The sequence below is a fragment of the Pseudarthrobacter sp. NPDC092424 genome, from assembly GCF_044754925.1.
Lineage (GTDB): Bacteria > Actinomycetota > Actinomycetes > Actinomycetales > Micrococcaceae > Arthrobacter.
In genome coordinates this window covers 213,375-240,279 of the sequence record NZ_JBIVQC010000003.1, presented here as the reverse complement: position 1 = coordinate 240,279, position 26,905 = coordinate 213,375, and the positions used below count along the sequence as shown (strand labels likewise).

General features: G+C 66.7%; 28 protein-coding genes and 1 tRNA gene. 16 read left to right on the top strand and 13 right to left on the bottom strand.

Annotated elements, in window-relative coordinates:
• The first annotated feature begins 15 nt into the window (after positions 1-15).
• Positions 16-1,266 carry a glycosyltransferase 87 family protein gene (locus ACIQCN_RS06860; protein WP_400610090.1) on the top strand — a complete coding sequence of 417 codons (1,251 nt, stop codon included), beginning with the start codon at positions 16-18 and terminating at the stop codon, positions 1,264-1,266.
• Positions 1,267-1,283: 17 nt separating this feature from the next.
• Here ACIQCN_RS06860 and mptB read toward each other — a convergent pair whose 3' ends face one another.
• The 5 genes from mptB to ACIQCN_RS06835 form a co-directional block, all read right to left on the bottom strand.
• On the bottom strand, positions 1,284-2,870 hold the full coding sequence (gene mptB, locus ACIQCN_RS06855; protein ID WP_400607868.1) for a polyprenol phosphomannose-dependent alpha 1,6 mannosyltransferase MptB: 1,587 nt from the start codon (positions 2,868-2,870) through the stop codon (positions 1,284-1,286).
• A gap of 123 nt (positions 2,871-2,993) precedes the next feature.
• A complete protein-coding gene (locus tag ACIQCN_RS06850; RefSeq protein WP_400610088.1) occupies positions 2,994-4,508 on the bottom strand; it encodes a SulP family inorganic anion transporter in 1,515 nt (504 codons plus the stop codon).
• A gap of 185 nt (positions 4,509-4,693) precedes the next feature.
• Complete coding sequence (locus ACIQCN_RS06845; RefSeq protein WP_400610279.1) at positions 4,694-5,839, bottom strand: diguanylate cyclase; 1,146 nt, start codon at positions 5,837-5,839, stop codon at positions 4,694-4,696.
• 129 nt (positions 5,840-5,968) lie between these two features.
• Positions 5,969-6,106 (bottom strand): methionine/alanine import family NSS transporter small subunit, encoded by a 138-nt coding sequence (locus ACIQCN_RS06840; RefSeq protein WP_400607871.1) that lies wholly within the window; start codon positions 6,104-6,106, stop codon positions 5,969-5,971.
• On the bottom strand, positions 6,103-7,671 hold the full coding sequence (locus tag ACIQCN_RS06835) for a sodium-dependent transporter (RefSeq protein ID WP_400610086.1): 1,569 nt from the start codon (positions 7,669-7,671) through the stop codon (positions 6,103-6,105). Before ACIQCN_RS06835 ends, ACIQCN_RS06840 begins: the two co-directional genes overlap by 4 nt.
• Positions 7,672-7,898: 227 nt before the next feature.
• On the opposite strand from ACIQCN_RS06835, the gene ACIQCN_RS06830 reads away from it, so the two are divergent.
• Positions 7,899-8,231: a hypothetical protein gene (locus ACIQCN_RS06830; RefSeq protein ID WP_400610084.1), complete on the top strand. Its 333-nt coding sequence runs from the start codon at positions 7,899-7,901 to the stop codon at positions 8,229-8,231.
• Positions 8,232-8,252: 21 nt separating this feature from the next.
• Here the strand turns inward: ACIQCN_RS06830 and ACIQCN_RS06825 are convergent, their stop codons facing one another.
• Positions 8,253-8,774 (bottom strand): MarR family winged helix-turn-helix transcriptional regulator, encoded by a 522-nt coding sequence (locus ACIQCN_RS06825; RefSeq protein ID WP_400607880.1) that lies wholly within the window; start codon positions 8,772-8,774, stop codon positions 8,253-8,255.
• Between the two features lie 228 nt (positions 8,775-9,002).
• Between ACIQCN_RS06825 and ACIQCN_RS06820 the strand changes: the two genes are divergently transcribed.
• From ACIQCN_RS06820 to ACIQCN_RS06810, 3 genes are read left to right on the top strand one after another with little or no spacing between them, the layout of a single operon-like run.
• Positions 9,003-9,896 carry a hypothetical protein gene (locus ACIQCN_RS06820; protein ID WP_400610082.1) on the top strand — a complete coding sequence of 298 codons (894 nt, stop codon included), beginning with the start codon at positions 9,003-9,005 and terminating at the stop codon, positions 9,894-9,896.
• Positions 9,893-10,339, top strand: a complete 447-nt coding sequence (locus ACIQCN_RS06815) for a phage holin family protein (RefSeq protein ID WP_400606442.1) — start codon at positions 9,893-9,895, stop codon at positions 10,337-10,339. The genes ACIQCN_RS06820 and ACIQCN_RS06815 overlap by 4 nt, the downstream gene beginning before the upstream one ends.
• Complete coding sequence (locus ACIQCN_RS06810; RefSeq protein ID WP_400610081.1) at positions 10,336-10,980, top strand: DUF3618 domain-containing protein; 645 nt, start codon at positions 10,336-10,338, stop codon at positions 10,978-10,980. Before ACIQCN_RS06815 ends, ACIQCN_RS06810 begins: the two co-directional genes overlap by 4 nt.
• 195 nt (positions 10,981-11,175) lie before the next feature.
• Here ACIQCN_RS06810 and ACIQCN_RS06805 read toward each other — a convergent pair whose 3' ends face one another.
• Entirely contained in the window at positions 11,176-11,976 is an 801-nt protein-coding gene (locus ACIQCN_RS06805) for a LysR family substrate-binding domain-containing protein (protein ID WP_400607434.1), read from the bottom strand.
• Between ACIQCN_RS06805 and ACIQCN_RS06800 the strand changes: the two genes are divergently transcribed.
• Positions 11,975-12,367 carry a DUF5997 family protein gene (locus ACIQCN_RS06800; RefSeq protein ID WP_400610079.1) on the top strand — a complete coding sequence of 131 codons (393 nt, stop codon included), beginning with the start codon at positions 11,975-11,977 and terminating at the stop codon, positions 12,365-12,367. The genes ACIQCN_RS06805 and ACIQCN_RS06800 overlap by 2 nt on opposite strands.
• Before the next feature lie 82 nt (positions 12,368-12,449).
• Here ACIQCN_RS06800 and ACIQCN_RS06795 read toward each other — a convergent pair whose 3' ends face one another.
• The 5 genes from ACIQCN_RS06795 to ACIQCN_RS06775 form a co-directional block, all read right to left on the bottom strand.
• Positions 12,450-12,830 carry a VOC family protein gene (locus tag ACIQCN_RS06795; protein WP_400607000.1) on the bottom strand — a complete coding sequence of 127 codons (381 nt, stop codon included), beginning with the start codon at positions 12,828-12,830 and terminating at the stop codon, positions 12,450-12,452.
• 80 nt (positions 12,831-12,910) lie between these two features.
• Positions 12,911-14,290: an FAD-dependent oxidoreductase gene (locus tag ACIQCN_RS06790; protein ID WP_400610077.1), complete on the bottom strand. Its 1,380-nt coding sequence runs from the start codon at positions 14,288-14,290 to the stop codon at positions 12,911-12,913.
• 9 nt (positions 14,291-14,299) lie between these two features.
• Positions 14,300-15,277 carry a thioredoxin-disulfide reductase gene (gene trxB, locus ACIQCN_RS06785; RefSeq protein WP_400610076.1) on the bottom strand — a complete coding sequence of 326 codons (978 nt, stop codon included), beginning with the start codon at positions 15,275-15,277 and terminating at the stop codon, positions 14,300-14,302.
• Between the two features lie 19 nt (positions 15,278-15,296).
• Entirely contained in the window at positions 15,297-15,731 is a 435-nt protein-coding gene (locus ACIQCN_RS06780; protein ID WP_400607007.1) for an arsenate reductase ArsC, read from the bottom strand.
• A 125-nt stretch (positions 15,732-15,856) separates the two neighbouring features.
• Complete coding sequence (locus tag ACIQCN_RS06775) at positions 15,857-16,531, bottom strand: metalloregulator ArsR/SmtB family transcription factor (RefSeq protein ID WP_400610074.1); 675 nt, start codon at positions 16,529-16,531, stop codon at positions 15,857-15,859.
• Between the two features lie 46 nt (positions 16,532-16,577).
• Between ACIQCN_RS06775 and ACIQCN_RS06770 the strand changes: the two genes are divergently transcribed.
• From ACIQCN_RS06770 to ACIQCN_RS06755, 4 genes are all read left to right on the top strand, one after another.
• Positions 16,578-17,309, top strand: coding sequence for an aquaporin (locus tag ACIQCN_RS06770; protein WP_400610072.1), 732 nt, complete (start codon positions 16,578-16,580; stop codon positions 17,307-17,309).
• Between the two features lie 46 nt (positions 17,310-17,355).
• Entirely contained in the window at positions 17,356-17,700 is a 345-nt protein-coding gene (locus tag ACIQCN_RS06765; protein ID WP_400610070.1) for an ArsR/SmtB family transcription factor, read from the top strand.
• A 108-nt stretch (positions 17,701-17,808) separates the two neighbouring features.
• Entirely contained in the window at positions 17,809-18,417 is a 609-nt protein-coding gene (locus ACIQCN_RS06760) for a hypothetical protein (protein WP_400610068.1), read from the top strand.
• Between the two features lie 89 nt (positions 18,418-18,506).
• Positions 18,507-18,953, top strand: coding sequence for a pyridoxamine 5'-phosphate oxidase family protein (locus tag ACIQCN_RS06755; RefSeq protein ID WP_400607017.1), 447 nt, complete (start codon positions 18,507-18,509; stop codon positions 18,951-18,953).
• 75 nt (positions 18,954-19,028) lie between these two features.
• Here the strand turns inward: ACIQCN_RS06755 and ACIQCN_RS06750 are convergent.
• Positions 19,029-19,111 (bottom strand) — tRNA-Leu (locus tag ACIQCN_RS06750).
• A gap of 315 nt (positions 19,112-19,426) precedes the next feature.
• Between ACIQCN_RS06750 and ACIQCN_RS06745 the strand changes: the two genes are divergently transcribed.
• Genes ACIQCN_RS06745 through ACIQCN_RS06720 form a run of 6 tightly spaced genes read left to right on the top strand, consistent with a single transcriptional unit; the run spans position 19,427 to position 26,870 of the window.
• Entirely contained in the window at positions 19,427-20,173 is a 747-nt protein-coding gene (locus ACIQCN_RS06745) for an FhaA domain-containing protein (RefSeq protein WP_400607019.1), read from the top strand.
• Positions 20,170-20,652, top strand: coding sequence for an FHA domain-containing protein (locus ACIQCN_RS06740; RefSeq protein ID WP_400610067.1), 483 nt, complete (start codon positions 20,170-20,172; stop codon positions 20,650-20,652). Before ACIQCN_RS06745 ends, ACIQCN_RS06740 begins: the two co-directional genes overlap by 4 nt.
• Positions 20,653-20,654: 2 nt before the next feature.
• The gene (locus ACIQCN_RS06735) at positions 20,655-22,328 is read left to right on the top strand and encodes a PP2C family protein-serine/threonine phosphatase (protein ID WP_400610065.1); all 1,674 of its coding nucleotides are present in this window, start codon (positions 20,655-20,657) and stop codon (positions 22,326-22,328) included.
• Entirely contained in the window at positions 22,325-23,722 is a 1,398-nt protein-coding gene (locus ACIQCN_RS06730) for an FtsW/RodA/SpoVE family cell cycle protein (protein WP_400607027.1), read from the top strand. The genes ACIQCN_RS06735 and ACIQCN_RS06730 overlap by 4 nt, the downstream gene beginning before the upstream one ends.
• On the top strand, positions 23,719-25,176 hold the full coding sequence (locus ACIQCN_RS06725) for a peptidoglycan D,D-transpeptidase FtsI family protein (protein WP_400607029.1): 1,458 nt from the start codon (positions 23,719-23,721) through the stop codon (positions 25,174-25,176). The genes ACIQCN_RS06730 and ACIQCN_RS06725 overlap by 4 nt, the downstream gene beginning before the upstream one ends.
• Positions 25,173-26,870 (top strand): protein kinase, encoded by a 1,698-nt coding sequence (locus ACIQCN_RS06720; RefSeq protein WP_400610063.1) that lies wholly within the window; start codon positions 25,173-25,175, stop codon positions 26,868-26,870. The genes ACIQCN_RS06725 and ACIQCN_RS06720 overlap by 4 nt, the downstream gene beginning before the upstream one ends.
• Positions 26,871-26,905: the final 35 nt, after the last annotated feature.

Genomic DNA, 26,905 nt, shown 5'->3' with positions numbered 1-26,905 from the left:
TTCTTTGACCGCCTGGTGGCGATCCGCAGCAAAGTCCTCCCCGCCAAGGTGGTGGACTGGTTCGCCCGCCCGTCCAGCGTGTGGTGGGGCTTCGCCGTCGTCCATCTCTACTTCCTGGGCTGGATGGCGTCCTTCTTCCTGCACGGCGACACCTTCAGCGACACCGAGCAGTACCGCCAATGGGCCACGGCCGGGTACAACCCGTCGGACCTGGACGGAAAGATCAGCCCGTGGGTCTACCCGGTGCTGGCGCAGATCCCCATCTTCCTCGCCAACATCGCCGGGCCAGGCCTCTACCTGCTCACGTGGTTCCTGATCATCACGGCGCTTAACGCCGTCGGGCTCCTCTACCTGACCCGCGGCCCGCGGAAGGTTGCGGGCATTGCCCCGGCCTGGTGGTGGCTGTTCTTCACCGTCTTCATGGGCTATCTCAGCTTCGCCCGCGTGGAAGGCATCACCGCACCCATCGTGCTGATCGCACTGCTCTATGCAGCCGAGCGGCCAGTGGTGGCCGGCGTCCTGCTCAGCATTGCCACCTGGATCAAGGTCTGGCCGGCCGCCGTGCTGGCGCCGATCGTGATCGCCAGCCACAAGCGGATCCAGGTGGTCCTGGCCGGCGTTGCCGTGACCGCCGTCGTCACCGCGGGCACGTGGCTGTCGGGCGGCCTGCCGCACATCCTGGATTTCCTCCTCAACCAGGGCGAGCGCGGCATGCAGCTCGAGGCCACCTTCTCCACACCGTGGGTGTGGCTGAGCGTGTTCGACATAGCCGGGTCGAAGATGGCGGACAACACCGCCATCAACTCCACCGAGGTCTACGGTCCGGGTGCCGCCACCGCCGCGTTCCTGATGCAGCCGCTGCTCATCCTCGCCGCCGTCGCAGCGGCCATCCTGCTGGTCCGCGCCCTCCGGCGTGGCGCCGAACGCGAGGAACTGTTCCTCGAAGGCTCCCTGATGATGGTCACCGCGTTCATCGTGTTCAACAAGGTGGGTTCGCCGCAGTTCATCATCTGGCTGGCCCCGGTGATCATCGCCGGGCTCACCCACGACTGGGACCGCTGGAAGGTCCCGGCCGCGCTGCTCATGGGCATCGCGATGACCACGTTTGTGATCTACCCGCTGTTCTACACCCCGCTCATCCACGCACACCCGGTGATGGCGGCGGTCCTCACCACCCGCAACGTGCTCCTGGTGGTGCTGCTGTGGTGGTCGGTGCAGCGGACGGCCGAGCTGGGCCGGAAGCCCGCGGAACGCGTGGCCGCGTAACCGCATTTACGCCTGCGCTATCCCGCCTGCCGGGCGGCCGCGCGCCGCTCCTGCAGCCACCGCCACCCCTGCCGGGCAACGTCCAGCGGTTTCCCCTCGATGAGCAGCTTCCTGGTGTGGATGTCCAGCACCAGCAGGTAGAACGTGAACGCCAGGGCCGTGACGAACGCCAGCGAGGACGCGTCGACGGGCAGCTCCACGAAGGACCAGACGGAGAGCTGGTCCTGCGCGCCGAACACCACGAAGAACGTGACCACCACATAGAGGGAGCGGATCTGCCAGTCGTCGCGGATGCCGGTGACGGCCAGGAACGGCAGGAACCACAGGATGTACCAGGGCTGGATAATCGGGGAAAGCATCACGACGGCGGTGAACGCCAGGGCCATCCGGCGGACGGCGCGCGAATAGTCGCCGCGGAACATCAGCAGCAGCACCAGGCCTATGGCGATCCACTTCAGGCCGGCCCGCAGCACGTCCGCGAAGGCGCCGCCCGGCAGCCCCAGCACGTTGGCCAGCATCTCCACCTGCTGGCCCAGGAAACCTGACGGGGAGTAGCCGGTGTACCCGGGCGTGGGGTCCATGATGGCCCACACCCAGCCCGTCCCCAGGTTGTACGGCAGGCCGCTGAGCAGCAGCACACCGAAGCTGAGCCCCGCCGTGGCCGCCCACATCAGGAACTTGCGCGGCCAGGTCGCTGAAGCACCGGCCCACATCACGCCGAGGAACGGCAGCAGCAGGACAGTGATGGGCTTGATGCCGATCGAGGCGGTCACCAGCAGGATGCCCAGGACGTACCGGCGGGTGGCGGCGAAGTAGACGCCCGCGACGGCGAGACCCACCATGAGCGCGTCGTTGTGCGCGCTGGCAATGAAGCTGATCAGGAACAACGGGTTGGCCACCGTGATCCAGAGCGCCCGGGCCCCGTTGATCCCATGAAGCTCGGCCAGCTTGGGCACGTAGATGACGCACAGCAGCACGCCGACGCCGGCCAGGAGCCTGAAGAGCAGGACGGACAGGTCCGGCTGGGCGCCGGTCAGCCCCACCACACCGCGCGCCAGCCACAGGAAGTACGGGCCGTAGGGGGTGCGGGCCTCCGCCCAGGCGGGGTCGGCTCCGAGAGAGAACCAGTTGCTCAGGGTGGAGATGCCTACCTCGTAGGGGTTCTGTCCCTCCCGTACCAGCCGGCCCTGGCCGGTGTACGCGTAGACATCCCGGGAGAAGACAGGGACGCAGAACATCAGGGGCAGCGACCAGGCGGACACCGCAATGACCACGGACCGGAGGGAATGCTGCCCCCAGCCGGCGAGCCGCTGGCCCAGCCGGAGCCAGGAGCGGATCAGCAGCATGGCACCGGCGGTCAGCAGGATGGTGGACACGGCCACGCCCCAGCCCTCGGTCCGCAGTGCGATGACCACAGGCTGCCGGATCATGGGTGAGCCGTTGGCGATCCAGCCGGTTCCGATGGATCCGACGAACATCATCAGGGCACCGAGGAAACCCTGCGCGGTGCCGATGTAGGGGCGGCGGCCGGTGTGCGGGGCGCCCTCTTTCGGCGCGCCCGGACGGCTCTCCGAGGTTCCGAGGGGTGAACCGCCTGCCGTCATGATGTGTGTGGTCCCCTACTTTGGTACGGCGCTGGTTGACCAGCAGAGATGGCCGCCTTGCAGGCCGCTATTTTATCAGCCGGTATTTCCCGGGGGCCTGTCTTTCCCGGCGGCCGGCTTTTGTCAGTGCCCCGCACCGAGCTGCCCGCCCAGGCGGTGGCGGATCTGCAGGCTGGCGTCATTGAGGCCGACCACGTCCACGTGCTTGCCGTGGTGGCGGTACTTCCCGATGATGGCGTCCAGCGCGGCAATGGTGGAAGCGTCCCACAGGTGCGAGGCATGCATGTCGATCACCACGTGCTCCGGGTCATGTGCGTACTCAAACTGGGTGTAGAGATCGTTGGAGGACGCGAAGAACAGCTCCCCGTTGACCACGTACGTGGCGGTTTCCCGGCCTTCCGCCGTATTGACCGTGCGTTCCACGGTGACGAAGTGCGCCACCCGCCGGGCGAAGAGGACCATCGCCACCAGGACGCCAACGCCGACGCCGATGGCCAGGTTGTGCGTTGCCACCACCACGATGACGGTGGCCGCCATGACCAGGGTTTCGCTCTTGGGCATCATCCTGAGGGTCCGCGGGTGGATGCTGTGCCAGTCGAACGTGGCCCAGGAAACGAAGATCATCACGGCCACCAACGCGGCCATCGGGATGACGGACACCACCCCGCCGAGCGCCACCACGAGGATGAGCAGGAAGACACCGGCCAGGAACGTGGAAATGCGGGTGCGGGCGCCGGAGGCCTTCACGTTAATCATGGTTTGGCCGATCATGGCGCAGCCGCCCATGCCACCCGTGAAGCCGGTGACGATGTTGGCCACGCCCTGGCCCCAGGCTTCGCGGGACTTGTTGGACCGCGTGTCGGTGACGTCGTCCACCAGTTTGGCGGTCATCAGCGACTCCAGCAGTCCCACGAAGGCCATGGCCAGGGCGTACGGGAAGATGATCTGCAGCGTCTCGAGGTTGAACGGCACGTCGGGAATGAACAGGGACGGCAGCGACTCGGGCAAATCGCCCTTGTCCCCCACGGTGGGAACCGCGACGGCGGCCAGCACGGTGATAAGCGTGAGCACCACGATCGCCACCAGCGGGGCGGGAACGGCCCTGGTGAGCTTCGGCAGCCCGAACACGATGGCCAGGGCCAATGCCGTCAGCGGGTACACCAACCACGGAACGTTGATCAGCTCCGGGACCTGCGCCATGAAAATCAGGATGGCCAGGGCGTTGACGAAGCCCACCATGACGGACCGCGGGATGAAGCGCATGAGCTTTGCGACGCCGGAGACGCCCAGGACGATCTGGAAAGCGCCGGCCAGGATGACGGCGGCGATGAAGTAGTCGATGCCGTGGGACTTCACCAGAGGGGCGATAACCAGGGCGACCGCGCCGGTGGCCGCCGAGATCATTGCGGGGCGCCCGCCCACAAAGGCAATGGTGACTGCCATGGTAAATGAGGCAAACAGGCCCAGCCGGGGATCTACCCCGGCGATGATCGAGAAGGCGATGGCCTCAGGGACCAGGGCCAGCGCGACCACGAGGCCCGCAAGGACCTCGGTCTTGAGCCGCCGCGGCGATTTCAGGGTTTCGCGGACAGACTGTAGCTGTTCCGGTGTGGGCGCCTGGGCGGTCTTGACGGCCATTGCTGGCTCCGTTCATGGTCGGGAGGACGCACTGCAGCGGCCATTGCACTTGGAAGAATTGCACGTTGGAAGAAGGGGGCGCACCACTGCACCGGAAATGCGGGCAGCGCCCGGGCCGACCGCACCCACAGATTCTACCGCCGGGCTCTTACTGGAGCTGGTCCGGGATGCCGAACCGGAGCACGTCAGCTGTCGCTGCGCGCACTCCTGTTCCGGCCCCGCGACTTAGCCGCGTATAAGGCCCTGTCCGCGGAGGCGATGACATCCTCGAGGCTGGACGTCCCGGCGTCGTACGTGGAAATTCCGTAACTGACCGTCGGCATCTCAAAGCCCTCCGCCTCCGACGCCTCCGCGAGGCGGTCGCTGATGCCGGCAGCAACGGCCTCGGCCCGCTCGGCGCCGGCGCCCTGAATGAAGAGCACGAACTCCTCGCCGCCGTAGCGGCCCACCAGGTCCGACTCCCGGACAGTGGCCGCGCAGGCATCCGCGAAGCGCTGCAGGACCCGGTCCCCCGCGGCATGGCCGTACGTGTCGTTCACGGACTTGAAATGGTCCAGGTCCGCCAGGACCAAAGCACCCCAGGTGCCTGCCGACCGGCGGGAACGGAGCCGGTCGGCGGCCAGGCTGAGGAACGCCTTGCGGTTCAGCAGCCCCGTGAGGTCATCCCGTGAGGCCACCAGCCGGAGCGCCCGGGTGTGCTGCTCGCTGCTCAGTGCGGGCATACTGTAGGAGGCCACCACCAGCAGCATCATGCTCAACAGGGTGGTTGGTCCGGAACCGAGGATGCCGGTGAAAAGCTTCCCATCCCCGCCCTCTGCCAGGAACGCCACCAGCCGTGCCGCGTAGAAGGCGGAGAGCAGGCCGGCCGCAGAAGCCAAGGGGATCCGGACCCGCGAATATTCCGGCCCAAGTTGCCACAGCTCATGAGCGGAAAGGCCTACGGTAAGGCTCATCGCGGCCAGGAAAACCGCTCCGCCGGCCCAGCTGTTGTTGGCGGGGTCGTCCACCAGGCCGGCAACGAGCACCGCCAACGGGATCGCAGCGGAAATCCAGCCTTTTGGCAGGGTTGTCCGCAGGGAGCGGGCTCCCGCCCATACCGCCACACCGCCGTGCACCAGGAGCGCGTTGCCCACCGGGTTTGCCCACACCTGGTGCGGGGTGCCGTCCAGCAGATAGGCGGCGGATCCGGCCAGGAAAAAACCCAGCGCCACGCACCACCACCCGCTGTAGGGGGAGCGCGTGACGCGGTACGCCGAGAAATAGAAGAGGAACAGCTGAACCACGGCCATCACAACGAAAGCAACGCGGAGCGTGGCAATGTCCAGGATCATGACGGTGAGCCCCCCATAGGCCGTAGTACTGGTATTGCCCCAGTATCCCACCGCAATCCACCCGCCGCAGTGGGTCATGGGTCCTTGCGCGCGCCGCAGGGCCAGCTGCGGCGCGCGCCCTCTGATGCCCTAGAGCTCCCAGGCGTTTTCTTCGGGCAGGGCGCCCTCGTCCTCGGGGTGGCGCTTCAGGTTCAGCAAGGACAGTGCCAGGCCGCCCCACACCGTGAGGATGGCGATGATCATCATGATGATGGCGATGGGGGTCACGGTGCTGCTTCCTTTGCTTCCTCCGCCACCAGGGCGTCGTATTCGGGGTCATCATTCAATTTGGACCGGCTGCTCCACGGGATGAAGGTCAGCGCCAGGGCCAGCACCACCAGTGCCGCCGCCATGCCCCAGCCGAACACGGCCAGGAACCAGTCCGGGTAGCCGCTGTACGGCTCACCGATCTTGCTGATGAACTCGTTGGCCACCATGTAGATCAGGGCAGCGGGGACCACCACTGCGACGAGGGCGATCCAGATCCTCCGCATCTTGATGGTGGAGGTCCGGTTCAGGTGGTCCGCCAGCAGGGGCAGCCTGCGCAGGAACCAGGCCAGGACAACCACCGTGACCAGCGCGCCAAGCGTGATGCCGAAGCTGTTGACGAAGGCGTCAGAGGTGTCCAGCAGGTACAGGCCGGTGGCCGTGGGAAACAGCGCCAGGGAGACAGCGGCCACCAGCACGCTGACCAACACGGAGGTGCGCACCCGGGCCCAGCCGAGCTTGTCCTGCACGGCGGAGACGATGACTTCCAGCACGGAGATCAGCGAAGTGATTCCCGCAAACACCAGCGAGCCGAAGAACAGCACGCCCATGACGGCGCCGAACGGCGCTTGGGACACGATCGTGGGGAAGGCGATGAACGCCAGTCCGATTCCGCCGGTGACCACGTCATCGACCCCGGCCCCTGCGGCCTGCGCCATGAACCCGAGGGCAGCGAACACGCCAATGCCGGCAAGGATCTCGAAGCCGGAGTTGGAGAACGCCACCACCATGCCGGAACCGGTCAGGTCCGTGCGGCGCTTGAGGTAGGAGGAGTACGTGACCATGATGCCGTAGCCCACGGACAGCGAGAAGAAGATGTGGCCGTACGCTGCGGCCCACACGGACGCGTTGCCCAGCGCCGCCCAGTCCGGGGTGAAGAAGGCGTTGAGGCCGAGTGCCGCGCCGGGCAGGAACAGGGACTGGACCACCAGCAGGAGGAACATGACCATCAGCAGTGGCAGCAGGATGGAGTTGGCGCGGGAAATACCCTTGCGGATGCCGGCCACCATGATGATGATCACCGCAACCCAGGTCAGCAGCAGCGGGAAGAACACGGACGGCACGTAATCGAAGCCCAGCCCGGGAGCCTCGGCCACCGCGAGGAAGTTGCCGAAGAAGAAGCCTTCGGCGTCGTCACCCCACGCCTCGGTGAAGGAGAAAATCATGTACATCAGGGACCACGCGATGATCACCGCGTAGTAGGCAGCGATGACGAAGCAGACCAGTACCTGCCACCAGCCCAGCGGCTCGGCGGCGCGATGCAGGCGGCGGTAGGCCAAGGGCGCTGACCCGCGGAACTTGTGCCCAACGGCATAGTCCAGGAACAGCAGGGGGATGCCCGCGGTGAGCAGCGCCACCAGGTACGGAATGAGGAACGCGCCGCCGCCGTTTTCGTAGGCGATGTACGGAAAGCGCCAGATGTTGCCCAGGCCCACGGCGGAGCCGATGGCGGACAGGATGAAGAGCCGGCGCGTGGAGAACGTCTCACGCTTCACGGGAGCGGGGGAACCTTGCGAAGAGCTCATGCGCGCACGCTCCGGACAGCGGGGATAAGGGCTACGCCGTGCGCGATGCGGCGGCAGGCAGACCGGTTCATTGGATAGCTCTCTCTCAAGTGGAATTAGACACAAAGCGGCCGCCCGGATCAGGGGCCAGCTGGTTGTCTTTCGTCCCACGATAAACCTGTTGCCCCGCACACTCCTCCTGGAAGCGAAAAATCCCGCCTGGCGGACTCGCCCGATACTCTGTAGAGATGAACTTCCGCCTTGCCGCCGTGCCCCTTGCCGCCCTCCTTCTCCTCACGGGGTGCGGTGCCGTGGGGGATGCGGCCGGCAGCGCGGCCAGCGAGGCGGCGTCCAAGGTAGCTTCTGCTGCTGCGGACGAAGTGAACCGCCAGATCTGCGCGGTTATCAAGGACGGCCTGGTCAGCGCCTCAGACAAGCAGGTTTTGGGCGGCCTCGTGGATGCCGCCGCGACGGCAGGGCTCCCCGCCGAAATTACGACGCCGATGCGCCAGATCGCGGAGTCCGGAGACCGGGTGCCGTCAGACTCCGTCAAGGCACTGCAGGACGCCTGCGGCGCATAGCCCCGGGAACTTAACCCCGACCTATGCGCGGGGGCGTCCAAAGCGCCGGTGGTGCGGGTCCGGCCGGTGGGGATGTCCCCGGTCTGCGGGCTGCACCAGCGGGACAACTCCCGCTGTCCTGCCAACGGGCAGGGCCCGGACGAACTTGGAGAGCTCCTCCCGGAGCACCTTCCACGCGATGGAGGGATCGTCCGGGTAGGCGTTGGCTTCCGCCTGGCGCGCCGCTTCGAGTGCTGCCCGGCCGGCGTCGGTCAGCTCAACCTTGAACTGGCGCCGGTCCGTGGGCTGACGGTGCCTGGTGATGTGGCCGGCGGACTCAAGCCGGGCAAGGACCCGTCCCAGGGTCTGGCTCTGGACCCTGACGGCCTCTGCGAGGCGCTCCTGGTTCAATGGTCCGCCGGCAAGCCCTTCGAGGGCGATGACGGCTGCGCGGGTCAGGCCAAGGTGTGCCAGGGCGTCGTCCTGGCGCCGCTGGACCAACCGGGCCGCCACGGTGATCAGGCGATAGCTGTCCCGGGCGTCCGGATCAAGATCGCTGGTCATTCTCCCAGCCTTCCTGTAGGTGGAGGGTTACCCTTCGTCGCTACACCTCTACAATAAGCATGCTTACCATCATGGGTGCAAGTGGAGGTGCCATTCCGGATCCAGATCGGCAAGCCCCTTGCGCATCAAATGGGAAGTGTGCTTAGTATCGGATTAGTAACCTTGCTTACTAACCGCCAGCACTGCTGGTTCTTGATCGCCAGCTGACATTTCCTGAAAGAGAGCCCGATGACAGAGAACCAATGGCCCCAGACCCCCAAGCCCGCCACGACTGACCCCTACGCGGCAGATCCGTACGGGACAGAGACCGGTGTAGCGCCGGAGACCTACGCGGCCCCGGTTGCCGGCACCACGGGAACGTTTGACTCGCCCGGAACCGCCGGCGGATCCAAGAAGGATGCTGCGAAGGAGGAGGCCTCCCAGGTGGCCGGCCAGGCGAAGTCCGCGGCGCAGGATGTGGCATCCACGGCCAAGGAGGAAGCGGCGAACGTCGCCGCCGAGGCCAAGGCCAGCGCCCAGGACCTGCTGGAGCAGGCCCGGACCGGGCTGAGCAGCCAGGCCGGAGCGCAGCAGCAGAAGGCCGCCGAAGGGATCCGGAACATCTCCAGCGAGCTGCACCGCATGGCCGCCGCCCCGGACCAGCCGGGCGTCGCCTCGGACCTGGTCCGCGAAGCCGCGCAGCGTACCTCCTCGCTGGCAACCTGGCTTGAAAACCGGGACCCGGGATCACTCCTGACCGAGGTGCAGTCCTTCGCCCGGAACCGCCCCGGAACCTTCCTCCTGCTCGCAGCCGGAGCCGGCGTCCTGGCAGGACGCCTCACCCGCGGCCTCGCCGCCGGAGCCCCCGAAACCCAGGCATCCGCGCAGGTTGGCCAAGGCACCACGCCCCGGCACTACCAGCCGCAGCAGGAGCGCATCAGGCAGGAAACCGTTTTCGCAGCCGGAACGGACGCCGGTTTGTTCGATGAACCGGTAGTGGGCTCGGGCGCACCCGTCTCCACCTCCACGCTGCCGTCCGGTACAGCCCAGGACACCCCCCTCCGCTACGAAGACGACCCCTTCGCCGGCGGCACCCGGGCGGATGGCGACCCGTACGGGACGCAGGAAGGACGGCACCTGTGAGCAGCCAGTATTCGGAGTTTCCTGCCGGGACGGAGCAGGGCAGTGCGGCGCACCAGAAAGCTGAGAGCTCCTCGCTCGGGGACCTGCTCGGTGAAGTGACCCGTGACCTGTCCACCCTGATGCGCCAGGAAGTGGAACTGGCCAAGGCCGAAGCCAAACAGTCCGCGACCCGCGCCGGGAAAGGCGGCGGCATGCTCGCCGGCGCCGGCGTGGCCGGACACTTCGTCCTGCTCTTCCTCTCCCTGGCCCTGATGTTCGCCCTCGGCGCGATCATGCCACTGGGCTGGGCAGCCGTGATCCTCGCCGTGATCTGGGGCATCACCGCCGCAGTCCTGGCCTCGATCGGCCGCAAGGAACTCAAACAGATCAAAGGCCTGCCCCAAACAGGCGAAACACTCTCCGAAATCCCCCCAACCCTCAAACCAGGCGAGGTAAACCGATGACCAACGAGAACCCGGACGCCATCCGCTCCGACATAGAAGCCACCCGCGCCCGGCTGGGCACCAACGTCGACGCCGTCGCGGACAAAGTCAGCCCGTCCAACATCGTCCACCGCCAAACCGACAAGGCCAAAGAGGCCCTCACCGGCGTGAAGGAGAAAATCATGGGCACAGCAGACCACGCCACCACCCGCGTCCAGGACACCATGCACACAGGCGCCGGACACACCACCGGCACCCTCCACGACGCCAAGGACACCGTCACCGCCCGGCTCTCCGACGCCGGCACCGCGGTCTCCCACGCACCGGAACAGGTCAAAGCCAAAACCCAGGGCAACCCCCTGGCCGCAGGCCTGATCGCCTTCGGCGCCGGAATGCTCGTCTCCTCCCTGATCCCGCCCACGGACAAGGAACGCCAGGCCGCGGACCAGCTCAAAACCGCCGCCGAACCCCTCACCACCCAGGTCACCGACGCCGCCAAAAACATGGCCGAAGACCTCAAAGCACCAGCACAAGAAGCCATGGACCACGTCAAAACCGCCGCGACCGACGCCGCCCAAAACGTCAAAGCCGAAGGCCAAACCGCCGCCACCGACGTCAAGGACCGCGCCACCAACGCCAAAGACCACATCCAACACAGCTAGAAGGAACCACCGAGGGCCGCTCTTCCGTCCGGAAGGGCGGCCCTCGGTTTCCCCGTCCTAAACCAAGGAGCAACGCCATGAAGAAACTGCTTTTCGCCCTGCTGCCCACCGTCATCAGCCGCATCATGCGCGCCCGGAAGGCGCGCCAGGCCCGCACCGGCCGGCCTGCCCAGCGGAACCGCTACTAGTACGGGCCTACCGTTTACCCTTCTTGCGTGAGCCCTTGCCGCGGCCCTTGTCCGGGTTGGGGGCGTACCGCTGCGCCACCTTGGGTGCCTTCTTTGTTCCGGTTCCGCGCCGGTCCGGTTTGGGTTCCTTCTTCACCTTGACCGGCTGTGCGGACGGCTGGCGGGAACTCTGGGCCGTTCGCCCGCGGACAATCCCGATGAACTCCTCGATGACCTCATCGGTTGCGTCCGCCGGCCATACCAGCGCGATCTCCGTGACGTCGGCTCCGGTGAGCCGCCGCGCCACGGTGTCCTTGACATTGAAGTGGCGCGCCACGGACATGGGCAGGATCACCAGCCCCGCACCGCTGGCGACTACCTGCAGCGCAGGTTCCGGCCCGCCGAGCGCCGCCGCATCCAGGAAGGACTCCTGCTCCAGGTCGGCCAGGGCCACTTCCTCGAACACCGAAATTTCGTGCCCCTTGGGCGCCACCACCACGGGCTGTTCCTCATACAGGGGAATGACGCTGAGGCCCTCGCGCTCTATGGGGAGCCGGACGAACGCCATGTCAGCCAGGCCGTCACGGACCGGGGCGGCCCTGGCGCCGTCGTCGGACATGAACGACTCCAGCGGCACCCCCGGCATGCGCTCCTCCCACCTGCGGATCCACTTGCCGGGTGTAACCCCGGCAACGTAGGCAATCCGGAGGACCCGGGGCGCGTCCTCCGCGGCGGACTGCGGCGGATCGGCGGGGGCGGGGGCGGCTGGGGGCATGGGGTCGGCGGGCACGTCTTCACAGTACCGTCCGCCCGGATACCCTTGAAGCATGACCTCTGCAAACTCCCAGTCCATGAAGCCGGCCACCGTTGCCAAGAAACTTGGCATCTACCTGCCCGCCACGCCCCAGGAGTTCCAGGAATCCACCATCACCCGGGCAGAGTTCGCCGAGCTCCAGTCCGACCCGCCGGAATGGCTCGCGGAACTCCGCCGCAACGGCCCGCACCCCCGCCCGGTGGTGGCGCAGAAGCTGAACATCTCCATCAGCGGCCTGGCCCGCGGCGGCGTTGAGGAAGCGCTGACGACGGCGGAAATCACCGCGCTGCTCCAGGCTCCCCCTCAGTGGCTGGTCACCGAGCGCGCCACGCACGCCGCCGTCCGCGCCGAAGCACAGCGCGTCAAGGAAGAAGCCGCCAAGAAGGAAGCCCGCAAGGCGAGGTAGGCACCCGCGAACCAGGGGCTTGTTCACGGATCCGGCTTTGAAGGCAGTGACCCGGGGACAAGCCTCTCGTGTTCGGTAGGATTCAGTCCTGGTGCAGCTGGATGTAGTTGCCGCACCCGTCGTCGAACACCGCCGTGACGCCGAACGGACTCTCCTCGGGCTCCTGTTTGAACGTCACGCCGGCCTGCACGAGCCGCTGATACTCGGCCCGGACGTCCGGCACGCCGAAGACGATCGCCGGCAGGCCGGCGTCGTGCACTGCGTTCATGTAGTCCGCGCCGATGGGGTTGTCGCTGGGTTCCAGCAACAGGCCCGTTGCGTTCTCGCCCGCACCGGGGTCCTTGATGATGAACAGGTTGTGTTCCGGCATGGCCATCAATGTCTCGAAGCCGAGCGTTCCCGTGTAGAACTCGTGGGCGGCGGCGGGGTCCGTGACGTGGATGCTGCACATTTTGAGTCTCATGGGTTCGAGGCTACCCGCAAGCCGTCAGCCGCGCGCCGGTTCCTGGCGAAGCTGCAGCACACGCCGCGGATGTCGTCGTGTCAGTTGGTGCCCGAGCGGCCGTGGACCAGTCCGGTGGGAAAGCCGACCAGGACTGGCTCCGGCGCGCCACAACATCCTGCGTCCGCTTCCCCGCCGCGGGGGTCCCCGGCGGGAACGTCGCAGCTGGTGCCGGCATCCGTGGAGCAGACGCCGGTTTCCGGAAGCTCCAGCTGGACGGTGTCCGCTGCTTCCCGGTCTCCAGCCAGGGCCGCCGCTACGGAGCGGACCTGTTCGTAGCCGGTAGCCAGCAGGAAGGTGGGGGCGCGGCCGTAGGACTTCATGCCCACGATGTAAAAGTCCTTGTCCGGGTGGGCCAGGAGCTTCGCGCCATGCGGCGGGACTGTTCCGCAGGAGTGGAATTCGGGGTCGATCAGCGGTCCGAGCTGCACCGGCGCCTCCACGGCGGGATCCAGATCAAGGCGCAGTTCGCGGAGCATGCCGAGGTCGGGGCGGAAGCCGGTGCAGGGAATGACGACGTCGGCCTCCAGGGTGCGGCCGTCCACCGCACCGGCGGTGACGCCCGATCCAGAGGAGGTTAGTGACGCGATTCCGAACCCGGTCTGCAGCTCGATCCGGCCCGCCTCGACGAGGCGACGCAGCCGGGAGCCCAGCTGGCCCCGGGCGGGCAGCCCGTCAGCGTCACCGCCGCCGTATACCTTGTCAGCGGATACGCCGCGGATGGCCCAGAGGAGGCGCGTGCCGGGCTCTTCCTTCGCCAGGTCCGCGAGGTTGGTCAGCATGTTCGCCGCCGAGTGGCCGGCGCCAACCACCAGCACCGTGCGCCCCGCGAACCTGGAACGGTCACGGCCCAGGACATCCGGGAGCGGCGACGAGATCAGGTCCGCCGCGGCCTCTTCCCCGATCGCTGGCAGGCCGGACGTGCCCAGCGGATTTCGGGTGGACCAGGTGCCGGAGGCATCAACGACTGCTGAGACCGCGTGGTCCTGCGTTGAGCCGTCTGCGAGTTGAACCCGGACCACGAACGGGGCAGCATCCCGGTTCTTCACGTGGGTCTTGTCCAGGCCCTGCCGTGTCACGGCGGTGACCCGGGCCCCGGTGTGCAGCCGGGATGCAAGCTGCGGCAGGTTGGCCAGCGGGCCAAGATAGTTGTCCAGGAGCTCGCCGCCGTAGGGAAGCGCCGTCAGCCGCGGCGCTTCCCAGCCGGAGGCCTCCAGGAGCCGCACCGCTGCGGCGTCGAGGTTGAAACGCCACGGAGAGAACAGGCGGATGTGCCGCCACTGGGCAATGGCCGCGCCCGCCGTCGTGCCCTGTTCGAAGACGACCGGCTCCAGGCCGCGCTCCAGCAGGTGTGCCGCGGCGGCCAGGCCTATCGGACCGGCACCGATCACGGCGACTCGAAGGTTGTTCTGTCCGTTCATGGCGGTTCCTTAGTTGTGGGTGGGTTCCTCGACGAGTGCGGTGGCGATGCTGTCCGCGTCCTCCAGTGCGGCCAGGTAGCGCTCCGCGTCCAGCGCGGCGGCGCAGCCGGTTCCGGCCGCGGTGATGGCCTGCCGGTAGCGGTGGTCCACCGCGTCACCGCAGGCGAATACGCCGGAGAGGTTGGTGACCGTGGTGGGCGAATCCACCTTGATGTAGCCTTCGGCGTCCAGGTCCACCTGGCCGGTGAGCAGTTCGGTGCGGGGCACGTGCCCGATTGCCACGAACAGGCCGGTGGCCGCGTGCTCGCGGGTTTCGCCGGTGCGGGTGTCCGTCAAAGTGACGCCGGTGACCTTGTCCTCGCCGTGGATGGCGGTGACGGCTGAGTTCCAGGCGAAGCTGATCTTCGGGTTGTCCTTGGCGCGCTGGGCCATGATGCGCGAGGCACGCAGTTCGTTCTTGCGCACGACGACGGTCACGGACTTCGCGAAGCGCGTCAGGAAGGTGGCTTCCTCCATGGCGGAATCGCCGCCGCCCACCACGACGATGTCCTGCTCGCGGAAGAAGAAGCCGTCACATGTGGCACACCACGACACACCGTGGCCGCTGAGTTTCTTCTCCTCCGGGAGCCCGAGTTCCTTGTAGGCGGAGCCGGTGGCCAGGATGAGCGCGGGGGCCTCGTAAGTCTCCCCGGCGCCGGTGACCACGCGCTTGAGGTGGCCGGTCAGCTCAACGGACGTGGCGTCGTCGAACACTACCCTCGCGCCGAACTTCTCGGCCTGCTCCTGGAGCCCGTCCATGAGTTCGGGACCTTGGATGCCGCCCGGGAAGCCAGGGAAGTTCTCCACCTCGGTGGTGTTCATCAGCGCGCCGCCGGCGGTTACGGATCCGGCCAGGACAAGGGGCCGCAGCCCCGCCCGCGCCGCGTAAATTGCCGCCGTGTAGCCTGCCGGGCCGGAACCGACGATGATCAGCTGTTCGTTGCTCATGGTGTCTCCTCGGGAAGGCTTACTGGGCGTCCGCGTGCTGCGCCGGCACCAGCTCGGTGATCAGCTGCTCGATGCGGGACTTGATCTGGTCCCGGATGGGGCGGACCGACTCCACGCCCTTGCCGGCCGGATCCTCCAGCACCCAGTCCTCGTAGCGCTTGCCCGGGAAGTACGGGCACTCGTCGCCGCAACCCATGGTGATCACCACGTCGGACTCCTTGACGGCCTCCGTGGTGAGGACCTTGGGAACCTCGGCGGACATGTCGATGCCCAGCTCCGCCATGGCTTCCACGGCTGCCGGGTTGATCTTGTCCGCAGGCTTGGATCCGGCCGAGCGAACCTCGATGGCACCCTTGCCCAAGGTGGTCAGGAAGGCGGCGGCCATCTGGGAGCGTCCTGCGTTGTGTACGCAGACGAAAAGGACGGACGGCTTTCTGGCTGTTTCAGTAGTCAATGGACTTCTCCTTGATTTGTAGTGCTGTATATGGGCTACACCCGGCCGCTGCCGTCCCCGCAGGATATTGATGAGGATCGATACAGCGAGTATCGCCGGATACATCGATGAATGTCAATATGTGCTTAGGCGGCCTTCAGGCGGGGCGCCAGCCCGGCGATCCGGGATTCCAGGTCCCGGTAGGTTTCCGCGAAAGCCTGGCTGTTGTTGCGTCGAAGCGGATCCGGGACGGACCAGTGGACCGCGTGAAGGGACGGCAGCTCCTCGTGGGCGTTGTCGCAGACAGTGACAACAAAGTCGTCCGCACCTGCCACCTGGTCAAGGTGCTGCGGTGCGGCGTCCGGCAGCCGCAGCCCGTGCTGCCATGCGATGTCTATGGCGCCGGCCGCGACAGCCTCCGCGGGATGCGTGCCAGCCGACACCGCCGGAATCCCGCTCATCCGGCCCCACAGGGCCGCGGCCAACTGAGAGCGGGCCGCGTTGGCCGTGCACACGAACAGGACCCTCCGCACCGCGTGCGTCACTCCGGGGGCCAGCCCTTCCAGCGCGCCGGAAGCGAGCCGGATGTACGTGCGGCGCCGGTCCGCCTCCGACCGGCCGCGGGTAACCATGCCTGCCTGTTCCAGCGTGCGCAGGTGGTGGGACAGCAGGTTGGATGTCATTCCGAGTTCGGCCTGCAGTTCAGAAGGCGAGAGGTCTCCAAGGGTCAGCAGGTCCACGATGCGGAGGCGCGCGGGATCGGCGAGGGCCGCGTGTTTCGCCACGCGTTCCTCCAAGGCCGAATTTTCCTCAAGTTCCATTGCCTCAAGTTTGACTGAGGTAACTCGAGGGGTCAAGCTGTATTGCATGACTTCTTCCCAACCGCCGCTCTGGCGCCGCGCCGCCGCTGAACTGCTCGGAACCGGACTGCTCGTGGCCATCGTGGTGGGCTCGGGCATCATGGCCGAACAGCTCTCACCCAACGATGTGGGCCTGCAGCTGCTGCAAAACAGCATGGCCACCGTTTTCGGGCTTACCATCCTCATCCTCATGCTCGGGCCCGTCAGCGGGGCGCACTTCAACCCGGTGGTCTCTTTGGCGGACTGGCTCCTGGGGCGCCGCAACGGCGCAGGGCTGACCCTGTCCGAAGCGGGTCTCTACAGCGCCGCCCAGGTGGCCGGCGGCGTCGGCGGCAGCGTGCTCGCGAACGCAATGTTCGACGTCGGAACCTCCTTCTCCGGCAAGGACCGCCTCACCGGAGCGCACGCGCTGAGCGAAGTAGTGGCCACTGCGGGACTCATCCTGTTGATCTTCGCGCTGGCGCGCACGTCGCGGGGCATGCTGGCGGCACCGGCGGTGGGCGCCTACATTGGCGCCGCCTACTGGTTCACGTCCTCCACCTCTTTCGCGAACCCCGCCGTGACCGTGGGCCGGATCTTCAGCGACACGTTTGCCGGTATCGCACCCGGTTCGGTCCCGGGCTACATCGTGGCGCAGGCAGCCGGCGGAGCGGTAGGACTGGGCCTGGTCCTGCTGCTGTTCCCCACGGCCGGCAAAGCGGCCGACGACGTCGTGGTGCCCCACCAGGCGGATAATTAACCCGCCGCATATATTGATGGGCGTCGATTTGGGGGATAATGGGGCCATGACCGCCCCAACAGTCCAGGATCCCAGGACCACCTGCTGTCCGCCGGAGGCAGGACATGCCTTGTCCGCCCCGGCCGCCGCGGACGCAGCACGCCTCTTCAAGGCCCTCGCCGACCCGAACCGGCTGCGGCTGCTCTCCCTTGTCAAATCCTCCGAGACCGGGGAACGCTGCGTCTGCGATCTTACGGAGCCGCTCGGCCTGGGCCAGCCAACCGTGTCCCACCACCTGAAAACCCTGGTGGACGCCGGGCTGCTGCACCGCGACAAAAGGGGGACGTGGGCCTACTACTCGTTGGCGCCGGGAGCACTCGAAGGCGCCGCAGGACTTCTGGCCGGACTCTGACCGGACTGTGGTGGTTCGTCCCCATTGACCCGGGGCGCAGCACGGGATGCAATGGAATTACCAGCCCAGCCAGCATTTGACCGGGCGTGGGCAATGGAGGTGTCCTGAATGTCCACCGCTCAGCTCGTGTTCCAGGGTGCATGGGTCTTCGTCCTGTGCGGCACGGTCCTGCTGGCCAGTGTGGCCGGTACTGCCCTGGTGGTGCGGCGGCATGCCGGTGACGGAACAATGGCAGAACGCCCGGACCAGCTCTTCTGGGACGTTTTCCTGGGCGCAGCGGTTGCGATTCCCGCGCTGCTCATCCCCACGCTCATGGCGCCGCCGGCAGGACTCCTGCTGGGCCTCGCAGCCACAGCGGCAGGGATAGCAGCCTACCGCGGCGCCCCTCGACTCGCGCAATGGCGTGAACAACGGCGGAACGCCAGACTGCGGCTTCCCCTCCACCGGGCGGCGCAGGTGCAGCACCAGGAACTGCTGGCACGGTGGCGGCGTTACGAACTGGACCCGGCCTGTGCCATCGACTACCCGGGGATCACGGACGTGCGCCTGCCGGAAACATCAGCGCTGATCAGGGCGATGCGGGACGCTGACCTGCTGGCGGGCAGCGCACATCCCGGTTATCCTGCGGCGGTGGCGGCCCTCGCTGAATCGCTGGCAGCAGCCGAGCGGGCCGCCGGAGCCGCTTCCGGCCATGCTCGCGACCCGGAGTGGGGATAACCCCGCACGATCCTTGGCCCGCAGAAATCCGGGAAAGGGCAGGACAAAGGACCCTGTTGCCGCCTTCCCGGCGTAGGTAGTCTCGGGCCATGAACAACCCAGCAGACCATCCGGACACGGAAAACCTCAGCCTCCATGACTGCTGGGCCTTCCTGCAAAGTTCCTCGATCGGCAGGCTCGCGGTCATCAGCGGCGGGAAACCGGAAATCTTTCCGGTGAACTTCCTGCCGGACCATTCCACCATCCTCTTTCGCACCGCACCCGGAACCAAGCTCGATGCAGTCGCGGCCGGTTCGCCGGTTGTCATGGAGGCGGACGGTCTGAACGACTACGGCACTATCGCGTGGAGCGTCATTGTCAAGGGGACGCCCGAACAGGTGGATCCGTCGGAGGTGCCCTTCGGCCTGGCACAGTGGGAACCCGGTAAGAAGGCAAGGCTGGTCCGCATCACACCTACCGAGGTGACGGGCCGGCGATTTGTGATCAATCCGAACATGGGATGGTGGCAGCCCGAGAGCGCACGTCCGATCGCATAACCCGTCCCAAAAACCAAAACACCCCCGGTCCGTAGACCGGGGGTGTTTGTGATGATGTCCTGGAACATCGTTGCGTGCGCGAGGGGGGATTTGAACCCCCACGCCCTTTCGGACACTGGCACCTGAAGCCAGCGCGTCTGCCGTTCCGCCACTCGCGCGCAACTTCTTTCACTGTTCGCGTCCGGTTTCCCGATCCGCGCCCTGCAAAAGCAGCGAGATCAAGCATAACGGACACTTGCCGCAAAACACCAATCGGGCTCCAGCACGGCCCGCCCGGTCAGCTCGGCGGCCGGGAACACCAAACTTTTGGCGGCGCCCGGCCGTTTGGAATTAAGGTCATTCACAGGCCCGCCCAGTACTATCGGATGTAGGAGTGCCCGCCAATGGCAGGCTTCCGGCAGAGTCACGGGCTACACCACGTGTGCAGTTCCACCGCCAATAATGCCCCGCGGCCGGGGGGAAAGGAGAAGACCATGGGTTTGCTGGACAAAGTTGAACGCGGCATTGAAAAGGCTGTCCGGGGCGTCTTCTCCACCGGCTCCAAAGCCCAGGTTGAACCGGTGGAAATCGCCAGCAGGCTCCGCCGGGAAGTGGATCACAAGGCACTGACGGTTGCCGCAGGCCGGACCTTGGCCCCCAACGTCTTTGACGTGCAGCTCAGCGGGGAGGACTTCGCCCGGGCACAGGAATGGGGCACGCCCCTCGCCGAGGAACTCTGCGACGTTGTCATCAACCACGTCCGCAGCCAGGGCTACACGCTGCAGGGGCCGGTCCGCATTTCCTTCCGCCGGCAGGAAGAACTCCGCGGCGGGGACTTTGAAATCGTCTCCCGCACCGAGCGCAGCGAGAATTCCCCGGGTTCGCCCGGCTCCGCGCGGCCCATGATGCCGGCGGCCCCCAGCCGCCCGCCGGTCCGCCTCCAGCCCGTGCTGGACATCGATGGCCAGCGCTATTCGCTGAACGCACCGTCGATAGTCCTTGGCCGGTCCTCCGAGGCTGACATCCTGATCGAGGACACCGGTGTGTCCCGCCGCCATCTGGAGATCCGCACCGGGAACGGCGTGACCCACGCGGTTGACATGGGTTCCACCAACGGAAGCTATGTCAATGGCCAGCGGGTCTCCGGAAGCACCGAGCTCACTGACGGCTCCACCATCACGATGGGACGGACAAAAATCATCTTCCGCCTGCTTCCCGCCAGCTCCGGGGGCCGCGCATGAGCGACCTCACCATCACGGCACTGCGGTTCGGTTTCCTTCTGCTGCTCTGGGTGCTTGTTTTCAGCATCGTCTCGGCCATGCGCAGGGACCTGATGGTGGGCCGCAAGGCAGCATCCGGGACGCCAACTGCGCGCGAGGTCCGTAAGCATCCGGAGCTCGCCGAAGCGCCTCCGCAGCCAGTAAAGCAGCAGGCCCACCAGCTTGTGGTGGTTGAAGGTCCGCTCAAGGGCACCACCCTTCCCCTCGCAGCCAGCCCGATCCTCTTAGGACGCGCCCAGGAGGCCACGCTGGTCCTGGAGGACGACTACGCCTCCGGCCGCCATGCCAGGCTGTTCCCCCAGGGCAGCCGCTGGTTCATCGAGGACCTGGGCTCCACCAACGGGACCTACCTTGCAGACCAGCAGCTCACCCGTGCCCTCCCTGTGGAGCCCGGCGTTCCCGTGAGGATCGGCAAGACGGTCATTGAATTGAGGCCATAGCCGTGGCTGTCCCCGAGACCCCTGCCACCGGGCAAGCGCCCGCAGGGCGGCCTCTCATCATGCGTTTCGCCGCCCGCTCGGACGTCGGCCGGATCCGGTCCAAGAATGATGATTCTGCCTACGCGGGCCGCCACCTTGCCGTGGTGGCGGACGGAATGGGCGGCCACGCAGGCGGCGACGTCGCGTCTGCCGCGACTGTCCTGGACATGATCCACATTGACCGCGGAGACTACGCAGGCGAGGCCTCCACCACCCTGGCTGACGAGATCCAGACAGCCAACTCGCTGCTTTCCGAACTGGTCCACGTCAATCCCAAGCTTGCCGGCATGGGCACCACGGTCACCGCCCTGCTCCTCGCAGAAGGGAAACTGCACTTCGCCCACATCGGCGACTCCCGCGCCTACCGCCTCCGCAACGGCAAGTTCGAACAGATCAGCGTCGACCACACGTTCGTCCAGCGCCTCATCGACGAAGGCCGGCTCCGCCCCGAAGAAGCCGAATCCCATCCGCACAAGAACGTCCTTATGCGCGTCCTGGGCGATGTGGATGCCAGCCCCGAACTGGACCTGGACACCCTCGACGTGGAGCCCGGAGAACGTTGGCTGCTCTGCTCCGACGGACTCAATTACGTTGCCGGACACGCGGTGGAGCGAACGGTCCGCGAAACCAAGGACCTCCGCGAATGCGTAGAAACACTGGTGGACCTCACCCTCGAGGCTGGCTCACCGGACAACGTCACCGTGGTGATGGTGGAGATCGTGGAGGAAACGCACGACGACGTCCGCACGGCCGCGGTCGACGTCGTTCCTTCTCAAACGGCCAGCGCCGCCGCGGCGGCTGCGGTTGCCAAGGCAGCCGGCGGTGACGGCAAACCCGCCGCAGAAGCCCGGGACGGCCGCGCAAAGGACGGCACTCCGGACGCCGCAGCCGACAAGGCCGGCAAGGGCAGCAGCCCGACCGCCACCTCCGGTGATGTAGGGGCCACGGACCCGAACCTGGGCGAACACCTCTCAGCCGAAGTGCTGCGCGAGGAACTGGCCTCCCGGCCGCATGAACTGGTGGGGGCAGCGGCGGCCGCCGCCGAATCCGGGTCGATTCCCAGCATCGCCGGACGTACCGTGGCACGCCGTGCGGCCACTGTCCTCACCCACAAGGCCGAGCCCAACGGGGAAGCTGATGAAATCCTTGAGCCCGCCAAGCCCCGTCGCTGGGTCACGTGGTCCGTGGCGGCGGCGCTCCTGGTCGCGCTCACTGCCGGCCTGTGGCTGGGCTATGCGTGGACCCAGACCCGCTACTACATCGGTGAGTTCGATTCGCGGGTGGCCATCTTCAACGGTGTCTCCCAGCGGCTCGGGCCTATTCCGCTGTCCACACTGGAGGCCGTTACGGATATCCGCGTGGACTCCCTGCCTCCGTTCTCCCAGCAGCGGGTCCGGCAGACGGTACCTGCCAGCGACCTGTATGACGCGCAACGGATCGTGAAGAACCTCGAACTAACCGGCACCACGTCACCGGAGGAAGGCTGCCCCACTGCGGCGGCTTCCCCCAGCCCCACGGCCGCTCCCACGGCCACTGCAACCAGACCGGCACCCTCTGCCACCGCCAAGCCATCCGCCGGGGCCACCACGCCCGCGCCCTCCCCCAGCCCTGCCGTGACCTGCGAGGTGGGCCAGTGAGCCAGCTCAGTACCGCCATCAAGCCGCGCCGCAACGTCGAGCTTGCCCTGCTCCTCCTCGCCCTGGCCGTCGGCATCGGTGCCAACATGCTGGTGGGCGTGGATCAGGAGAAGGCCTTCGACTCGGACTTCTGGTTCCAGTCGAGCCTCCTGGCCGTGGCAGCCTTCATCTTCCATGTGGCCCTGCGCCTGCGTGCAAAATATGCCGATCCGGTAATGCTTCCGCTCGTGGTGGCCCTTAACGGCCTGGGGCTCGCCATGATCCACCGGCTCGATGAGCCAGGCGGCGACACTGGCAACAACCAGCTGCGCTGGACCCTGATCGCCATGGCCGTGTCCATCGCCGTGATCTGGTTCCTCAAGGACCACCGCATCCTGCGGCGCTTCACCTTCATCTCGCTGGCAGCCAGCGCCCTGCTGCTGATCCTTCCCCTGATCCCGGGCATCAGCGCCGGCGAAATCCTGGGCGCCAGGGTCTGGATCCGCCTTGGTCCCATGACCTTCCAGCCGGGCGAAGTCGCCAAGATCACCCTTGCTATATTCTTCGCTGGGTATCTTTCATCCAACCGGGACCTGATCCTCCTGGCGGGCCGCAAGATCGGACCGCTCCAGTTCCCGCGCTTCAAGGACATGGGCCCCATGATCACCGCCTGGCTGGTCAGCATCGGCGTACTGATCTTCCAGCGGGACCTCGGTTCCTCCGTCCTGTTCTTCGGCCTGTTCATTGTGATGATCTATGTGGCCACCAGCCGGATCAGCTGGGTGGTCATCGGCGTCGCCCTCATCCTGGGCGGCGGTTTCGTGGCATCGCGGGTGTTCTCCCACGTTGGACTCCGGATTGACGGCTGGCTGAATGCCTTTACCGAGGAGGTCTACGGCCGGTCACCCGGCGGCAGCCACCAAATCGTGCAAGGGCTCTTTGGCATGGCCAACGGCGGTCTCGTAGGTACCGGCCTGGGCCAGGGCCGCCCCAACCTGGTGCCGTTCGCCAACAGCGACATGATCATTGCTTCATTAGGCGAGGAACTCGGCCTCATTGGCCTCTTTGCCGTGGTCCTGATGTACCTTCTGCTGTTCACCCGGGGCTTCCGGGCGGCGCTGGGCACACGCGATGCCTTCGGCAAACTCCTGGCCTGCGGCCTGTCCTTCGCTGTTGCCTTGCAGTGCTTCGTGGTGATCGGCGGCGTGACGCGCCTGATCCCGCTCACCGGTCTGACCACGCCGTTCCTGGCTGCCGGGGGTTCCTCGCTGCTGGCCAACTGGATCATCGTGGGCCTGCTGCTGATGATTTCCAATACTGCCCGGGGGCCCGTGGACACCACCCCGCTGCCGCCGGCAAAAGGCGGCGAACCCCTGGGCATCGATACCCCCACCGAGACGGTGAAGAGCGCATGAACCAGGCCATCCGGAATTCGTGGGTCGCAGCTGTGGCCATGTTTGCGCTGCTCTTCGGAGCCATCAGCTACGTCCAGGTCGTGGGCGCAGATGAACTCCAGGCCAACCCGTGGAACCAGCGCGCCATCCTCCAGAACTACTGCAATGACCGGGGTGCCATCGTCGTGGATGGAACCCCGATCGCAGAGTCCGTGGAAGGCTCGGAGTCCTGCAAGTTCCAGCGGACTTACCCCCAGCCGGAGCTCTATGCCGGCATCACAGGGTACTTCTCGCAGAACTTCGGCGCCACCGGGCTGGAGCGCACCATGGGTGAACAGCTCGCCGGAAGTTCGGACCAGCTGTTCCTGGACCGGGTGGGGCAGCTCTTCCTGGGAAACCAGCCCAAGGGCGCCTCGGTGGAACTGACCATCGACTCCGAGCTCCAGAAGCTGGCCTACAGCCTTATTCCGGACGGTCAGCGGGGATCCATCGTGGTCACCGATCCCAAGACCGGTAACATCCTGGCCCTGGTCTCCAAACCCTCCTACGACCCCAACCTGGTGGCTACCCAGGATCCGGGAGCAGAAGCGGCCAACATGGCGGAACTCGTCAAGGTCCCTGGGATCAACCTGAACCAGAACGTCAGCGGCCCCACGGGCGCCCTGCTGGCTCCTGGCTCGGTCTTCAAGCTCGTGGACACGGCGGCCGCCCTGGAGTCCGGCAAGTACGACGCGGACAGCGAACTGCCCAACCCGGCGGAAATGTCGTTCCCGGGCATCGACTACAAGCTCCCCAACTACGCCGGCGGAAACTGCTACACCCGGGACAAGGCCAGTTTCGCGTTCGCGCTGCAGCAGTCCTGCAATACCCCCTTCGCGAGCATCGCCCTGGACCTGGGCCGCGACGCCATCGCGGAACAGGCCGCCAAGTTCGGCTTCGGCCAGGACCTGGGCGGCCAGCTGAAGCTAGGCTACGCCCGCGGCAACGGGTTCCCGGACGGGCTGGACGAGCCCGGCCTGACCCAGTCCGCCATCGGCCAGAAGGACGTCCGGGCCACTCCGCTGCAGGTTGCGCTCATGACCGCGGCAATCGCCAACGACGGAGTGCAGATGCAGCCCAACCTCGTCAAGGCACTGCGTGCTCCGGACCTTCGCATCATCGAAGAACCGCAGCCGCAGCAGCTGCGCACGTCCACCACTCCGGAGATCGCCGGCCAGATCACCGAGTGGATGGCCAGTGCCGTATCGGAAGGCATTGCCAGGGGCGCAGCGGTACCGGGAGTCCAGGTGGCGGGCAAGACCGGCACCGCCGAACTCGGCAACGGAACGAACAATTCCTGGTTCACCGGGTTCGCACCCGCCAATGACCCGCAGGTGGTGGTCACTATCGTCATGGAAGGCGTGGATATCACCACCGGCGCACAGCTAACCAGTCCCAACGCGAAGAGAATTTTTGAGGCGGTGTTGAATAAGTGAGGCCTACAACCGGAATCACCCTCGGCGGAAGGTTCCAGCTGACCACGCGGATCGCGATCGGCGGCATGGGTGAAGTCTGGAAAGCCAAAGACCTCGTCTTGGGCCGCATCGTTGCGATCAAGGTGCTCAAAGAGGAATACACGGGTGACCCCGGCTTCCTGCAGCGCTTCCGTGCGGAGGCCCGGCACACGGCCCTCCTGAACCACGTGGGCATCGCCAACGTCTTCGACTATGGCGAAGAAGAAGGCTCCGCTTACCTGGTCATGGAACTGGTCCCGGGACAGCCGCTGAGCAGCATCATCGAGCACGAGCAGGTGCTCTCGCCGGACCGCACACTGTCCATGATTGCGCAGACGGCCCGGGCGCTCTCAGTGGCCCATGAGCAGGGCCTGGTGCACCGAGACATCAAGCCCGGCAACCTGCTGATTACCCCCGACGGCCGCGTCAAGGTCACAGACTTCGGCATCGCCCGGCTCGCGGACCAGGTGCCGCTGACCCAGACCGGCCAGGTGATGGGGACCGCCCAGTACCTGGCGCCTGAGCAGGCCACGGGGCAGACCGCCACCGGCTCTTCGGACATCTATTCGCTGGGCGTCATCGGCTACGAATGCCTCACCGGGCACCGGCCGTTCTCCGGCGAGTCCCAGATCGCCATCGCCCTGGCCCAGGTCAACGATGCTCCGCCGCCTCTGCCGGACACGCTGCCCGCACCGGTGCGCGCGCTGTTGATGTCAATGCTCGCCAAGGATCCCAAGAACCGGCCGGCGAACGCCATCAAGCTGGCGGAGGCAGCCGAGGCTATCCGCAACGGTGACATCGGGGCGGCGCGGGCAGCCGTCCCCGGCATGCTGCTGTTCGACGCCGAAACCGGTCCCATCACCGCGCCCGTGGACACCGCAACTGCGCCCACCGGCGTCATTGGTACGCACCGCGACTCTTCCCCTACGCCGACGTCGGCCCTTCCCGTCCTGGGCGCCGGTGCCGCCGGCGCCGCGGCAGGGACAGCCGCAGCTGCGGATGGCCAGGGACCCCAGGGCGCGCTGGCGCGCGCGAATGCCCTCGCCGCAGAGCGCCACTGGGACCAGGAAGACGACACCTACGACGACGAACCCGCCGATGAGCCCGGGCGCAAGGGCCGCAGCCCGTGGACGTGGCCGCTGATTGCGCTGATCATCCTGCTGCTGTTCGCCCTGGTTGGGTTCTTCCTCAACCAGGCGGGCGTCCTGTTCCCGGCGAACAGCCCCACTGGCGCTGTCACCAGCAGCGCGGCGAGCAAGAGTTCCACGCCGACGCCGACGCCGGAGTCCCCGACTCCCACGCCCACCGAGGATACGCCTACGCCCACCGAAGAGCCCGAAGAGATGGTCAACGTGATCCCCGCAGCCTACCTGGGCAAGGATTACCGGCAGGTCCAGGCTGAGCTGGCCGCCATGGGGCTGCTGGTGACCGTGATCCCGCAGGAGACCTCCGCCGCTGCCCCGGGTGAGGTCCTGGAACTCAACCCCACCGGGGAAATGCCCAAGGGAACACCGATTACCATCGTCTACGCCGTGGCCCCGCCCGAGACCACCGCGCCCGCGCCGACGCCTGAGCCAACCACCTCCTCCGTGGCTGCGCCCTCCGCCGGCTCCGTCCTGCCCGTGTGCGGCACGGGTGAAGAGCCCGGCACGCCGCCTACCTGCGCCGCCCCGTAACCGACGGAACCGCCGTGAACGAAGCACCTCGGAAC